This window comes from Sphingobium rhizovicinum (assembly GCF_042647625.1).
GTDB lineage: Bacteria > Pseudomonadota > Alphaproteobacteria > Sphingomonadales > Sphingomonadaceae > Sphingobium > Sphingobium rhizovicinum.
The window spans coordinates 1,046,894-1,059,977 of record NZ_JBHRVU010000004.1; the positions used below are offsets into that span (position 1 = coordinate 1,046,894).

Annotated in this window: 13 protein-coding genes; 6 read left to right on the forward strand and 7 right to left on the reverse strand. The window is 65.4% G+C overall.

Translation table 11 applies throughout. The features are described from left to right. The first annotated feature begins 170 nt into the window (after positions 1-170). The gene (gene pyrC, locus ACFOKF_RS06445) at positions 171-1,208 is read left to right on the forward strand and encodes a dihydroorotase (protein WP_380794110.1); all 1,038 of its coding nucleotides are present in this window, start codon (positions 171-173) and stop codon (positions 1,206-1,208) included. Between the two features lie 92 nt (positions 1,209-1,300). Here pyrC and phoB read toward each other — a convergent pair whose 3' ends face one another. The 7 genes from phoB to ACFOKF_RS06480 form a co-directional block, all read right to left on the reverse strand. Continuing rightward, a complete protein-coding gene (phoB, locus tag ACFOKF_RS06450; RefSeq protein ID WP_380794112.1) occupies positions 1,301-2,002 on the reverse strand; it encodes a phosphate regulon transcriptional regulator PhoB in 702 nt (233 codons plus the stop codon). A gap of 3 nt (positions 2,003-2,005) precedes the next feature. Then, positions 2,006-2,701 (reverse strand): phosphate signaling complex protein PhoU, encoded by a 696-nt coding sequence (gene phoU, locus ACFOKF_RS06455; protein ID WP_380794115.1) that lies wholly within the window; start codon positions 2,699-2,701, stop codon positions 2,006-2,008. Positions 2,702-2,724: 23 nt separating this feature from the next. Next, the gene (pstB, locus tag ACFOKF_RS06460) at positions 2,725-3,513 is read right to left on the reverse strand and encodes a phosphate ABC transporter ATP-binding protein PstB (RefSeq protein WP_380794118.1); all 789 of its coding nucleotides are present in this window, start codon (positions 3,511-3,513) and stop codon (positions 2,725-2,727) included. Between the two features lie 8 nt (positions 3,514-3,521). Continuing rightward, a complete protein-coding gene (pstA, locus tag ACFOKF_RS06465; RefSeq protein WP_380794121.1) occupies positions 3,522-4,763 on the reverse strand; it encodes a phosphate ABC transporter permease PstA in 1,242 nt (413 codons plus the stop codon). Positions 4,764-4,893: 130 nt separating this feature from the next. Further along, positions 4,894-6,288 carry a phosphate ABC transporter permease subunit PstC gene (gene pstC / locus ACFOKF_RS06470; RefSeq protein WP_380794123.1) on the reverse strand — a complete coding sequence of 465 codons (1,395 nt, stop codon included), beginning with the start codon at positions 6,286-6,288 and terminating at the stop codon, positions 4,894-4,896. An 11-nt stretch (positions 6,289-6,299) separates the two neighbouring features. Further along, complete coding sequence (locus ACFOKF_RS06475) at positions 6,300-7,364, reverse strand: substrate-binding domain-containing protein (protein WP_380794125.1); 1,065 nt, start codon at positions 7,362-7,364, stop codon at positions 6,300-6,302. A gap of 91 nt (positions 7,365-7,455) precedes the next feature. Beyond that, positions 7,456-8,745, reverse strand: coding sequence for a sensor histidine kinase (locus ACFOKF_RS06480; protein WP_380794128.1), 1,290 nt, complete (start codon positions 8,743-8,745; stop codon positions 7,456-7,458). Positions 8,746-8,846: 101 nt separating this feature from the next. Between ACFOKF_RS06480 and ACFOKF_RS06485 the strand changes: the two genes are divergently transcribed. The 5 genes from ACFOKF_RS06485 to ACFOKF_RS06505 all read left to right on the forward strand — a co-directional run bounded on the left by ACFOKF_RS06485 (position 8,847) and on the right by ACFOKF_RS06505 (position 13,084). Beyond that, entirely contained in the window at positions 8,847-9,299 is a 453-nt protein-coding gene (locus ACFOKF_RS06485) for a hypothetical protein (RefSeq protein ID WP_380794131.1), read from the forward strand. Positions 9,300-9,551: 252 nt separating this feature from the next. Next, the gene (locus tag ACFOKF_RS06490; RefSeq protein ID WP_380794133.1) at positions 9,552-10,712 is read left to right on the forward strand and encodes a glycosyltransferase; all 1,161 of its coding nucleotides are present in this window, start codon (positions 9,552-9,554) and stop codon (positions 10,710-10,712) included. Between the two features lie 238 nt (positions 10,713-10,950). Further along, positions 10,951-11,238 (forward strand): HPr-rel-A system PqqD family peptide chaperone, encoded by a 288-nt coding sequence (locus ACFOKF_RS06495; protein WP_380794134.1) that lies wholly within the window; start codon positions 10,951-10,953, stop codon positions 11,236-11,238. Then, positions 11,235-12,098 (forward strand): HprK-related kinase A, encoded by an 864-nt coding sequence (locus ACFOKF_RS06500; protein ID WP_380794136.1) that lies wholly within the window; start codon positions 11,235-11,237, stop codon positions 12,096-12,098. Before ACFOKF_RS06495 ends, ACFOKF_RS06500 begins: the two co-directional genes overlap by 4 nt. Further along, on the forward strand, positions 12,095-13,084 hold the full coding sequence (locus ACFOKF_RS06505; protein WP_380794138.1) for a nucleotidyltransferase domain-containing protein: 990 nt from the start codon (positions 12,095-12,097) through the stop codon (positions 13,082-13,084). Before ACFOKF_RS06500 ends, ACFOKF_RS06505 begins: the two co-directional genes overlap by 4 nt.

Below are 13,084 nucleotides of genomic sequence, written 5' to 3' on the forward strand. Positions count from 1 at the left end.
GCTGAGCTTGTCGAAGCCCCGTCCTTTTCTTGAGGCGTTCGAGAAAAGGACAGCCCTTCGACAAGCTCAGGGCGAACGGAAATTGGATAACCCTGATTTCAGGCAGGGCGACATGCTCATCGCAAGCACGGGATCGACGCTGCGCCTTTGACTCGCTAGGAGCGACTCCCATGACCGCACAGATCACCATCCGCCGCCCCGACGACTGGCATGTCCATCTCCGCGATGGCGAGATGCTGGCCATGGTCGCCAATTACACCGCGCGCCAGTTCGCGCGCGCCATCGTCATGCCCAACCTGTCGCCGCCGGTCGTCACCATCGCCGCCGCGCAGGCCTATCGCGACCGGATCATCGCCGCCTTGCCGGCCGGGGCTGACTTCACCCCGCTGATGGTCTGTTATCTGACCGACGGCGCCGATCCGGTGGAAATCGCGCGCGGCTATGCGCAGAGCGTGTTCGCCGCCTGCAAGCTGTATCCCGCCCACGCCACGACCAATTCGTCGCACGGCGTCACCGACATTCGCAAGCTGACCAACCTGCTGGAAACCATGCAGAGCATCGGCATGCCGCTGCTGATCCATGGCGAAGTCACCGACCGCGACGTCGATATTTTCGATCGCGAAGCGGTGTTCATCGACCGCATCCTGACGCCGCTGGTGCGCGACTTCCCCGAACTCAAGATCGTGCTGGAACATATCACCACCGCCGAAGCGGTCGATTTCGTCAACGCCAGCGGGCCGAAGATCGGCGCGACGATCACGCCCCAGCATATCATCATCAATCGCAACGCCATCTTCGACGGCGGCATCCGCCCGCACGCTTATTGCCTGCCGGTCGCCAAGCGGGAACAGCATCGCCTGGCCGTGCGCAAGGCGGCGGTGTCGGGATCGCCCAAATTCTTCCTGGGCACCGACAGCGCGCCGCACAGCATCGACCGCAAGGAATCGGCCTGCGGCTGCGCGGGCCTGTTCAATGCGCCCTATGCGCTGGAAAGCTATGCGCAGGTGTTCGAGGAAGAAGGCGTTCTGGACCGGCTGGAGGGCTTTGCGTCCGAACATGGCCCCAATTTTTACGGCCTGCCGCTTAATGAAGGCACGGTGACGCTGGTGCGCGAAGATGTGGTCGTGCCCGCCGCGATCGGCGAGGGCGCGTTGAGCGTCGTCCCCTTCCACGCCGGCGAAACCATGCGCTGGCGCATGGTCGACTGACCCGCTGCCGCCATTTGCCGATGCCAATAAAAAACCTCTCCGGGGCCGACCCGGAGAGGTTTTTTCTTGTCCGCGATGGAAGCTCGACCGGGTCAGCCCATTCCCTCGGTATCCAGCGCATAGCCGGCCGACCGCACGGTGCGGATGATGTCCTGATATTGGCCGTCGGCGTTGATCGCCTTGCGCAGGCGGCGGATATGGACGTCCACGGTGCGCAGTTCGATGTCGCTGTCCTGCCCCCACACGCTGTCGAGCAGCCGCTCGCGTGAGAAGACCCAGCCGGGATGCTCCAGAAAATGCTTGAGCAGGCGGAACTCGGTCGGCCCAAGCGGGATCACCTGACCGCCGCGCCGGACCTTGTGCCCCACCGTGTCCATCTCCACGTCGGAGAAGGTCAGCGTTTCGCCGGCCAGCGCCGGACGCACGCGGCGCAGCACCGCGCCAACGCGCGCCACCAGTTCGCGCGGGCTGAACGGTTTGGTGACATAATCGTCCGCGCCCGTCTCCAGACCGCGCACCCGATCCTCTTCCTCGCCGCGCGCGGTCAGCATGATGATCGGGATGTTGGCGGTGCCGTTCATGCGGCGCAGGCGGCGGCACACCTCGATCCCCGACAGGCTTTCGACCATCCAGTCGAGCAGCACGATGTCGGGCGTATTTTCCTGCGCCATCAGCAGCGCTTCTTCGCCATCGACCGTATGGGCGACGTCGAAATCCTCGCGCTTGAAATGCCAGATCAGCAGTTCGGCGAGCGCCGCGTCATCCTCGACCAGCAGCATCTTGGCCCGTGCCATGGATCAGTCCTCCGCTTGCAGGTCGGCGCCGCGTTCGCGCTCGGGCAGGGTCTGGCCGGTGGCGGCATAATAGACCATTTCCGCGACATTGGTGGCATGGTCGCCGATCCGCTCGATATTCTTCGCGACGAACAACAGATGCGCGCATTCGCTGATCGTCTTGGGATTTTCGACCATGAACGTCACCAGCGTGCGGAACACGCTGTTGTAGAAATCGTCGACCACCGTGTCGCGCTCCACCACCGCCAGCGCCAGATCGGCGTCGCGCGCGGCAAAGGCGTTCAGCGCGTCATGCACCATTTCGCCCGCAACCTGCCCCATGGACGGCAGCAGCGCGATCGGCTCCAGCGTGCGGGTGTTGGTCGCGATCAGCGGCACGCGCTTGGCGATATTCTTGGCATAGTCGCCGATGCGCTCCACCACGCTGACGATCTTCAGCGCGGCGATCACATCGCGCAGATCGTTGGCCATCGGCGCGCGCAGCGCAATCACCTGAATGACCAGCTTTTCGACTTCCGCCTCGATCGCGTCGATGCGCTTGTCGTCGGCGACCACCTGCGCGGCCAGCGCCTTGTCCTGCCGTTGCAGCGCCAGCATTGCATTTTCGATTGCCGCTTCGGCGCGCCCGCCCATTTCGGCGATCAGCCCGCGCAGCCGGTCGATTTCCTCGTCAAATGCCTTGATCGTATGTTCAGCCATGTCTCTATTCCCTCCCCGTCCTATCAGCCGTACCGGCCGGTGATATAGTCCTTGGTCCGCTCCTGGCGGGGATTGGTGAAGATGTCGCTCGTCACGCCATATTCGACCAGTTCGCCCAGATGGAAGAAGGCGGTCCGCTGCGATACGCGGGCGGCCTGCTGCATATTATGGGTCACGATCACGATGCCGTATCGGCCGCGCAGTTCGTGGATCAGTTCCTCGATCTTCGCCGTGGCGATCGGGTCGAGCGCCGAGCAGGGTTCGTCCATCAGGATGACTTCGGGTTCCACCGCAATCGCGCGGCCAATGCACAGACGCTGCTGCTGACCGCCCGAAAGCGCGGTGCCGCTGTCATGCAGCCGGTCCTTCACCTCATCCCACAGGCCCGCGCGGCGCAGCGACTTTTCGACGATCACGTCCATGTCCGCCTTGCCCGCGGCCAGGCCATGGATGCGCGGCCCATAGGCGATATTTTCATAGATGGACTTGGGGAAGGGATTGGGCTTCTGGAACACCATGCCCACCCGTGCGCGCAGCTGCACCACGTCCATGGTCGGGGCATAGATATCCTCGCCATCCAGCGTGATCGTGCCTTCCACACGGGCCGAAGCGACTGTGTCGTTCATGCGGTTCAGCGTCCGCAGGAAGGTCGACTTGCCGCAGCCCGACGGGCCGATGAAGGCGGTGACATGGTCCATGTCGACATCGATCGACACGCCCTTGATCGCCTGTTTGGGGCCATAGAAAACCTTGACGTCGCGGGCCGACATCTTCGGATTGGCGATGGTCAGGTCGGTTTGTTCTTGCGTCATGGGGTCGATTACCACCGTGTTTCAAACTTGTTGCGCAGGTAGATGGCGAGGCCGTTCATCGCGAGCAGGAAGACCAGCAAAACGATGATCGCGGCGGATGTCTTTTCGACAAAGCCTTTGGAGACTTCGTCCGACCAGAGGAAGATCTGCACCGGCAGCACGGTTGCCGGATCGCTGATCCCGCCCGGCGGCGTGGCGATGAAGGCGCGCATGCCGATCATCAGCAGCGGCGCCGTCTCGCCCAGCGCGCGCGCCATGCCGATGATCGTGCCGGTCAGGATGCCGGGCAGGGCGAGGGGCAGGACATGCTGGAACACCACCTGTACCGGGCTGGCCCCGATGCCGAGCGCCGCGTCGCGAATGCTGGGCGGCACCGCCTTGATGGCGTTGCGCCCGGCGATGACGATGACCGGCATCGTCATCAGCGCCAGCGTCATGCCGCCGATCAGCGGGGCGGAGCGGGGCAGATGCAGGAAGTTGAGGAAGATCGACAGGCCCAGCAGGCCGAAGATGATCGAGGGCACGGCGGCCAGATTGTTGATCGACACTTCGATAATGTCGGTCCACCAGGCCTTGGGCGCATATTCCTCCAGATAGAGCGCAGTCGCCACGCCGACCGGGAAGCTGAGCAACAGCGTCACCAGCATGGTCAGCAACGATCCCTTGAACGCGCCCCAGATGCCGACCTGCGTCGGATCGGTGCCATCGCTGGCGGTCAGGAAGTTCCAGTTGATGCCGGTCGACAGCACGCCCTGTTGCTTCAGCCGCGCGACTTCCGCTTCGGCCTCGGGCGAACCCTTGCTCTTGGCGGCCAGATCGATCGCGGTAGAGGCGGGGACGCTGATCGTTTCGGTGCGGCTCAATATCTTCGGATCGGCCTTAATCGCGTCGCGGATGCTGATCCAGGCGGTGGGCGACAGCATATCGTCCGCCTTCTCGCCCAGCACCTTCCTGGCCACGGTGCTGGTCACCATCGGCAGATTGGCATTGGCCAGCGCTTCGTCCGTGATGGCGTTAGGATCGAGCAGCAGCGGCGAGGCCGGGAAGTCGATCTTCAGCGCGATTTCGGTCCGGGTAAAGCCGCGCAGACCATTGCCCATCATGGTGAAGAGCAGGAAGGCGAGGAAAGCGGCGGACAGGGCGACAGCGGCCAGACCGGCCAGCTTGAAGCGGCGCTCGGCGGCATAGCGCCGGGCGATCCGCCTGCGCATCGCATCCGACTTCCAGTCGGTGGGATTTTTTGCGCTCATTGCGCCAACCTCCGTTCGCCCTGAGCCTGTCGAAGCCCGTCCTGAGCTTCGCCGAAGGGGGCTGTATTTTTCTTCGAAGAAGGGCAGGGCTTCGACAAGCTCAGCCCGAACGGGGTTTTGCTATTTTGGCTCATTCGTAAGCCTCGCGATATTTCTTCACGACCCGCAGGGCCACGATGTTGAGCAGCAGGGTGACGATGAACAGCACCAGCCCCAGCGCGAAGGCCGCCAGCGTCTTGGCGCTGTCAAATTCCTGGTCGCCGGTCAGCAACTGGACGATCTGGGTCGTCACCGTGGTCACGCTGGCAAAGGGATTGGCGGTCAGGTTCGCCGAAAGGCCAGCCGCCATCACCACGATCATCGTTTCACCGATCGCGCGGCTGACGGCCAGCAGCACGCCGCCGACCACGCCGGGCAGGGCGGCGGGAATGAGGACGCGGGTAATCGTCTCGCTGGTCGTCGCGCCCATCGCCAGGCTGCCGTCGCGCATCGATTGCGGCACGGCGGCGATGCTGTCGTCGGCCATGGAGGACACGAAGGGAATGATCATCACGCCCATCACCAGACCGGCCGCCAGCGCGCTTTCCGAAGACGCGCCATGGATGCCGACCGACACGGCCAGATCGCGCAGCGCCGGGGCCACGGTCAGTGCGGCGAAATAGCCGTAGACCACCGTGGGCACGCCCGCGAGCACTTCCAGGATCGGCTTCATCCACTTGCGCACAGTCGCACTGGCATATTGGGTCAGATAGACCGCGCTCATCAGGCCCAGCGGGATCGCCACGATCATGGCGATGATCGCGCCGATGAAGATGGTGCCCCAGAACAGCGGCACCGCGCCGAACGCATCGTCATTGCCATATCCCATGGCGGCCGACTGCGGCGACCATTTCAGGCCGAACAGGAAGTCGATGGGGTTCACCATGGAGAAGAAGCGGAAGCTCTCCCACAGCAGCGAGGCGACGATGCCCAACGTGGTCACGATGGCCAGCAGCGAAGCCACCAGCAGGGTCGCCATCACCAGCCGTTCGACCCGCGTGCGCGCCCGGAAGTCGGGCCGGACGCGGGTGAAGGCGTAAGCGCCCCCGGCAAAGGCCAGGATCAGCGCCAGCGCCGCCCCGGCCACGCCATAGCTGTTGAGCGCGGCGCGGTAGGGTTCGACCAGCGCCTGAGAGGCGGGGTTGAAGGCCCCGGCCTGCAATCCCGTCGCGATCGCCCGTGCTTCGCCAAGGACGGCGGAGCGGGAGAAGGCGTCGGCGGGCAGGCTCTGCGCCGCCGGATCGGCAAGCACGGCCTGCGTCACCAGCCCGGGCGACACATTGGCCCATATGGCCAGAAACAGGCCGGCGGGGATCAGCGTCCACAGCGCGACATACCAGCCATGATAGCCGGGTAGCGAATGGACGGCGTCGCGACGCCCGGTTTCGCGCGCGGCGGTCTGTAGCCGCAGCGCGCGGGCGCGGGCGCTGACCCAGGCGATGGCGCCCAGGCCCGCGAGCAGCAGGAAGATTGCAGGTCCGGTCATTACACCTTCGCTTATTTGAGGTCGGAACCGTTGAGCACGGTCAGCGACTTGACCGTTTCGGCGCTTTTCTTGCGCACATCTTCCGGGGCCGCGACCATGCCGCGCTTGGTCAGCGCGCCGTCGGGGCTCCAGTTGGCGGCGAAGCTGTTGAGATACGCCTGAAGGCCCGGAATGGCCGTCATATGCGCCTTCTTCACATAGATGTAGAGCGGGCGCGCGCCAGGATACTGGCCCGTCGACACCGTTTCATAGGTCGCCTGAATGCCGTTGATCGGCACGTCGTTCAGCGTGTCCTTATTTTCCTCCAGGAAGCTGTAGCCGAACACGCCCACGGCGTTGGGATTGGCGTTCAGTTTCTGGACGATCAGATTGTCATTCTCGCCCGAATCCACATATTTGCCGTCTTCACGGATGCGGGTGCAGGTCGCCTTATATTCGTCTTCGCTCTTTTCCTTCAGCGCCTTCATCGCTTCGTCCGACTGGCATCCCTTTTCCAGGATCAGTTCGGCGAGCGAGTCGCGGGTGCCGCTGGTCGAGGGCGGGCCGAAGACGGAGATGGCGATCGCGGGCAGGCTGGGGTCCACATCCTTCCAGGTCTGGGCCTTGTTCGGACCCTTGCCATAGGGATTGGCGGCCAGCGCTTCATAGACGATCTTGGGGGTCAGCTTCAGCCCCGGACCCTTTTTCGATTCGGCAAAGGCCAGGCCGTCGACGCCGATCTGGATTTCGATGATGTCCTTGACGCCATTGGCCTGGCACTGCTCGAACTCAGACTTCTTGATGCGGCGCGATGCGTCTTCAATGTCGGGATGCTGGGCGCCCACGCCCGCGCAGAACAGCTTCATGCCGCCGCCGGTGCCGGTCGATTCGATGATCGGCGACTTCATGCCGGCATTGCCCTGCACGAACAGTTCGGCGACCGCCGTGGCGAAGGGGTAGACGGTCGAGGAGCCGACCGCGCGGATCTGGTCGCGGGTCGCGCCGGCGCCGCCGGTCTGGTCGCCGCATGCGGCAAGGCTGAAAACACTCGCGGTCGTGGCGGCGAGCAGGGCGAACTTCTTCACGGGAACCTCCATACAACAAGGCCGCGATTCGCAAGTCGCCGCCCCCCTGTGGAAGCGCCCTAGTCGCGGACCATCGCGCCTTTGTGACAGTCAGGTTTCCTTTTTATGACACTGTCCCCGAAAGCGCGGAAGGACGCTTTTTCTCGTCGATTTTTCCCTGCTGCTCTTCCACCGGCGGGGGCAGCAATACGGTGATGGTCGTGCCCTTGCCCAGCGTGCTGGCGATGTCGAAGCGGCCGCGATGCCGTTCCACAATATGTTTGACGATGGCCAGGCCCAGGCCGGTGCCGCCCATCGCCCGGCTGCGGCCCGAATCGACGCGATAGAAACGCTCGGTCAGGCGGGGCAGATGATCGGGACCAATGCCTTCGCCTTCATCCGCCACGGTCAGCCGGGTCATGCCGCTCGGCCCTTCATTGAGGGTCACGCGGATTGGCGTGCCGGGGCGGCCATATTTCACCGAATTGCCGATCAGATTGTGCAGCAACTGCGACAATTGCGCGCGGTCGCCCTGCACGCCGGGCAGGCGAGGGGCGATCTCCATCTCCACCTCGCGGCCCCGGTCGCCATGGCTGGATCGGAACACGCCGACCACCTCGGCGGTCAGTTCGGACAGGTCGACCCGCGCGTCGGGCAGGCGATATTTTTCCGATTCGATCCGGCTCAGCGAAATCAGATCGTCGATCAGGCGCTGCATCCGGCGCGCTTCCCGGTCCATGATCGTCAGGAAGCGCTGGCGCGTTTCGCTATCCTTGCCCATGTCCGGGTCGGCCAGCGTTTCGATGAAGCCTAATATCCCTGCCAGCGGCGTACGTAGTTCATGGCTGGCGTTGGCGACGAAATCGACCCGCATCCGTTCGGCCGCATGGGTGCCGCTATGGTCGACCAGATGGACCAGCCGGCGCATGTCGTCGACCGCGCCGACCGGGGCGACGCGCATCTGCCAGCGCTGGTCGCGCGCGCCCAGGCCCACCAGTTCGATCATGATCGGTTCGGCCAGCGGCGCCAGGCTGGCCAGCCGTTCGGCGGCGGCGGGGTGGCGGATCGCGATCCGGGCATCCTCCCCCTCGATATGCGCGCCGAGCAGGCGTTGCGCCGCCAGGTTCGCGCGCGCGATCCGGCCCTTTTCCACCAGCATCAGCGGATCGGAAATGCCCTCCAGCAGGCTGGCGAAATCGGGATGGGCGATGAGGTCGGGCTGTTCCGGCGTTACCATGGGCGCGGGGGTGGGGCGCAGGCCCGCGTCCCCCGACGTAATGATCAGCACCAGCACGCCCGCCAGCACCGGCAGGGCGATGCCGATCGGGTGCGCGCCCAGCATCAGGGCGCCGCCCGTGCCCAGCATCAACATGGCGAGCGAGGCGGTAATCTGGGAAATGCTTAGGCGACTCATAGTTACCATGCTGGATTTGTCGGCGATTAGCTGCGATATACGCGCCTCAATAGCGTGCAATCTTTACGCTTTGGCAAGCGCAGGATGCGAAACAGGAAAAGATGAGCGAAACGACGCCCGAACAGGATGGTGCCGGCCCCCGCGAGGAAGCGGATCGCGCCGACGCGCCTTCGTTGACTCCTGTATCCCTCACGCCATCCCGCCGTCAGCTGCTGATGGGGGGCGCGGTTGCGGCCTCCGCGATCGTGTCGATCCGCCCGGCGCTCGCCAACACGGCCGCTTCCGTGCTCAACTGCACTATTCCCGTGCCCGATCAGGGGCGTTCGGGCAATTATATCGCGCCCAACGGCCAACTGGTCCCTGCCGGCACGCCCGGCGCCTTCCCCGGCACCGGCCGCAGCTTCACTGGCGAACAGGTGAAGCAGGCGATCCGCGGCCGTCCGCTGCCCGGCACCAGCTACGACCAGAATCAGGCCTATCTCAATTATATCCGCCGGCTTCAGCGCGGGACGAGCGGCTTCACCTGCTACGCCTCGCTGCAAATGCCGCGCTGAGAGCCCGTTTGGGAATGCGCCTTTGGCGCATCCGCACCGGCCCACGCCCCCACCCGACCACCCATCAGGATACTCTCGTGGGCGGTCGGGTGGGGGCGTGGGCCGGTGCCGCAACGAAAATGCGCTCTTTCGCGCATTTTCCAAACAGACGCTGAACCGTTCGTCCCAAACGTAACGATTTGAACGCATACGGAATGTCCGCGTTGACGCCGTCCACCCTGCAACGGTCGCAGGTTGAGACAAGGGTTGCGCATGTTCCAGTTCCGCCGTCCCATGGGGCGCGCATTTTCGGTCGCGGTCTATCTCTATCAGCCGGGGGATGGGGGGCTTGATCGCGTCGCCATCCTGCTCGCCAATCATCTGCTGCGGCGCGGCGTGCCGGTCGAACTCTGGATGGCGCATCTGGATGGCCCGGCCGCCCATCTGATCGATTCGGCGCTGACGGTGCGCCGTGTCGCCTCCCCCGGCGGGGAGCGCCGCCTGTCGATGATCGGTCAGTTTCCCGCGCTGACCGCCATGGTGCGGCGGCATCGGCCCGACATTCTCTATTCCGCCGGCAATCAGAGCAATATGCTGGTGGCGCTGGCTGCTCTTGGCAGCGATACGCGCGCGGTCGGCCGCATTTCCAACCCGATCGTGCGGCCCGGCCAGCAGGGGCTGAGCGCCTGGGCGCGGCTCGCCAAATTCCGCACCATCGCGCGCCTGTGTGACCTCACCATCGTCATGGGCGAGCATGACCGGGCGCTGCTGGCCGATAGTGGCGAGGCGCGCCTGCTGCCGCGCCCGACCGTCACTGCGGCGATGGAGCGGGTGCAGGCTGCGCGTCCCGCCTGCGCGGGCAATCGTCCGCATCATCTGCTGATGGTCGGGCGGCTGGCCGCACAAAAGGATCAGGCGACGGCGCTGGCCGCTCTCGCCCGCCTGCCGCATCTCGACTGGCGGCTGACCATCGCCGGGCAGGGGCCGCTGCTGGGCGCGCTGCGCGGGCGATGCGACGCGCTGGGCATTGGCGACCGGGTCGATTTTGCCGGCTATGTCGGCTGCCCCGATGCGCTGGCGGGCCTGATGGGACAGGCGGACCTGTTGATCCAGCCATCCCGCTGGGAAGGGCTGTGCGCCACATTGATCGAGGCGCTGGCCTGCGGCGCGCAGGTGGTGGCCACCGATTCAACCCCCAATATCCGCCCGATCCTGTCCGACGCCGGCCAGCATCCGCCGGTCCCGGTGGGCGACGCAGGAGCGCTCGCCCGCGCGATCGAGCGCACGCTGGCGCAGCCGGTTCCGGCCGTCCGCCTCGCCGAAGCGGTGCGCGACCATGGCGTCGACCGCGCGCTCGACCGCTATCTGCGTGCTTTTGAATCGCTGGCTGGTGCTCCGGCGAAGCAGGGGCGACCATCGCCAGCCTTGTCCTGAGTTTGTCTGGAAATGCGCCTCTGGCGCATCCGCACCGGCCCGCACCCTCACCCGACCGCCCAGACATGGTATCCTGATGGGTGGTCGGGTGGGGTTCAAACGAGTCACGTGCCTCGGTTGAAGGTCGGTGCCGCCATGAAAATGCGCTCTTTCGCGCATTTTCCCAAAAACCTCTTAGGGACTTGGCTACGACTTTCCTCGATAGAGCGAAGGGAGCAGTCGAAGGAAGGCCCCGGATTTGGACGCGACACCCCGTTATCGCCGGGACTCATCGGATGCGGTGGCGTCCTGCACGCTCGATGATCTCGTCCTTCTCTATCATCGCCGGTCGGGCCAGACCCATATGGTGATCAGTCCGGTGCCCGAGATATTGGCCCAGATGGCCGATGGCGTGGCGCTCAGCGCGGGCGATGTGCATGACCGGCTGGCCCGCGAGTTCGACCTTGGCCCGCAGGATGAAGCCATGGTGGAGATCGCCGCGCACCTCGATGCTTTGGTCGCGCTGGGGCTGGTGCGCCGGGCATGAGGCACGCCGTCACCCTGCGTATCGGCCCGGCAACCTTCCGCATCGGTTCCGCCTGGCCGCAGCCGATCGCGCAACTGCGCCAGCTCTACGCCGCCTATCCCGATGTCGATGGCGCGATCGCCGATTTCACCGTGCGGCTCCAGCCGACCAGCCTGTTGCGCCGTTTCGTGCGCCCCTCCATCTTCATCACCGGCGACCATGGCCTGGCCGACGCCGCGCCGATGAGCCTGGCCCATGGGTTGCTCGCGGCGGAAATGGGGATGAACCTGCAAATGGCGCTGGGCTGGCGCCGGCACCTGCTGCTCCATGCGTCGAGCGTGGAGAAGGACGGCCGCGTGCTGGTGATGACCGGCGAATCGGGGTCGGGCAAATCGACGCTGGCCGCTCTGCTGGGGGAACGGGGCTGGCGCTTCATGGGCGATGAATTTGCCCTGCTCGATCTGCAAAGCGGCGCGATCCTGCCCTTTCCGCGCCTCGTCAGCCTCAAAAATCAGGCGATCGGCGTCGTTTCGGATGCCGTGGGGGATGCGCGGATGGGACCGCTGCTTACTGCCACGGCCAAGGGCGACATTCGCCACATGATGCCGCGCGCAGACGCCGTCGCCCGCATGGATCAGGGCGGCATGCCCGCTTTGCTGCTCTTTCCCCGCTTCGGCCATGGCGCGGCGGTGCGCCAACTGGGGCAGGGGGAAATCTTCATGCGCCTCACGCAAGCCTCGACCAACTATGTCGCGCTGGGCGAGCCGGCCTTTGCGGGCCTCACCCGTTTCGTGACCTCCGTTCCTGCCCGCGCGATTGACTTTCCCTCGGGCGAAGCCGCCTTCGCCATGGTCGACCGCCTGTGGGAGGAACTGGCATGAGCGCGGCGCTGCTGGTCCGGGCGCTGCGCGATCCCGCTTGCGTCGCCGGGCTGGACGCGCAAGCGTGGAACGGCTTGATAGCCGCCGCGCGCGCCGAACGGCTGATCGCCACGCTCGCCCATCGGCTGGACCCGGCGCATGTCCCCTCAGCCGTCCGCCCAATCCTGACCGATGCGCAGAATGACGCCGCGCGCGAAGCGCAGCAGGCCCTGTGGGAGGCGGATCGCGCCGCGCTGGCGCTCGCTGGCCTCGACGTGCGCATGGTGTTGCTCAAGGGCACGGCCTATGTCGCGGACGCGCTGGCGGCGGGGCAGGGGCGTTTCATCGGCGATCTCGACATTCTGGTGCCGCGCAGTGCGATAGCGGCGGTGGAAAAGGCGTTGATCGCTTCCGGCTGGGAATGGGTGAAGGAAGACGCCTATGACGACGCCTATTATCGCCAATGGATGCATGAACTGCCGCCGATGATCCATGTCGAGCGCGACCGGATGATCGACGTGCATCACACCATCCTGCCGCTGACCGCGCGCCAGACGCCGGATGCCGCCGCGATGATCGCCGACGCCGTTCCCATAGCCAATGGGTTATATATATTGTCGGCCGAAGATCGCATCGTCCATTCGGTCGCCCATATGCTGGCCGATGGCGACATGCAGGGCGGCCTGCGCAATCTGTGGGATATATATTGCCTGCTGCCCGACGCCGATCCCGCCGCCTTGACGGCGCGGGCGCAGCGCCATGGTCTCGCCCGTCCCGTTGCGCAGGCGCGGCGTCTGGCGGCCGCGCTCTATGGCGATGGCGCAGCGCTGACACTGTGGGACCGGCTGGCGCGCGCGCGGTTGCTGGCGCGCGACGGCTGGGGCCGGGAAACGCGCAAGGCTCTCGTCTTCGCCTTCTATGTCCGCTCCCACTGGCTGCGCATGCCGCCGCTGATGCTGGCCCGCCATCTCTGGACCAAATGGCGCAAGGGGCATCGCCCGCAATGA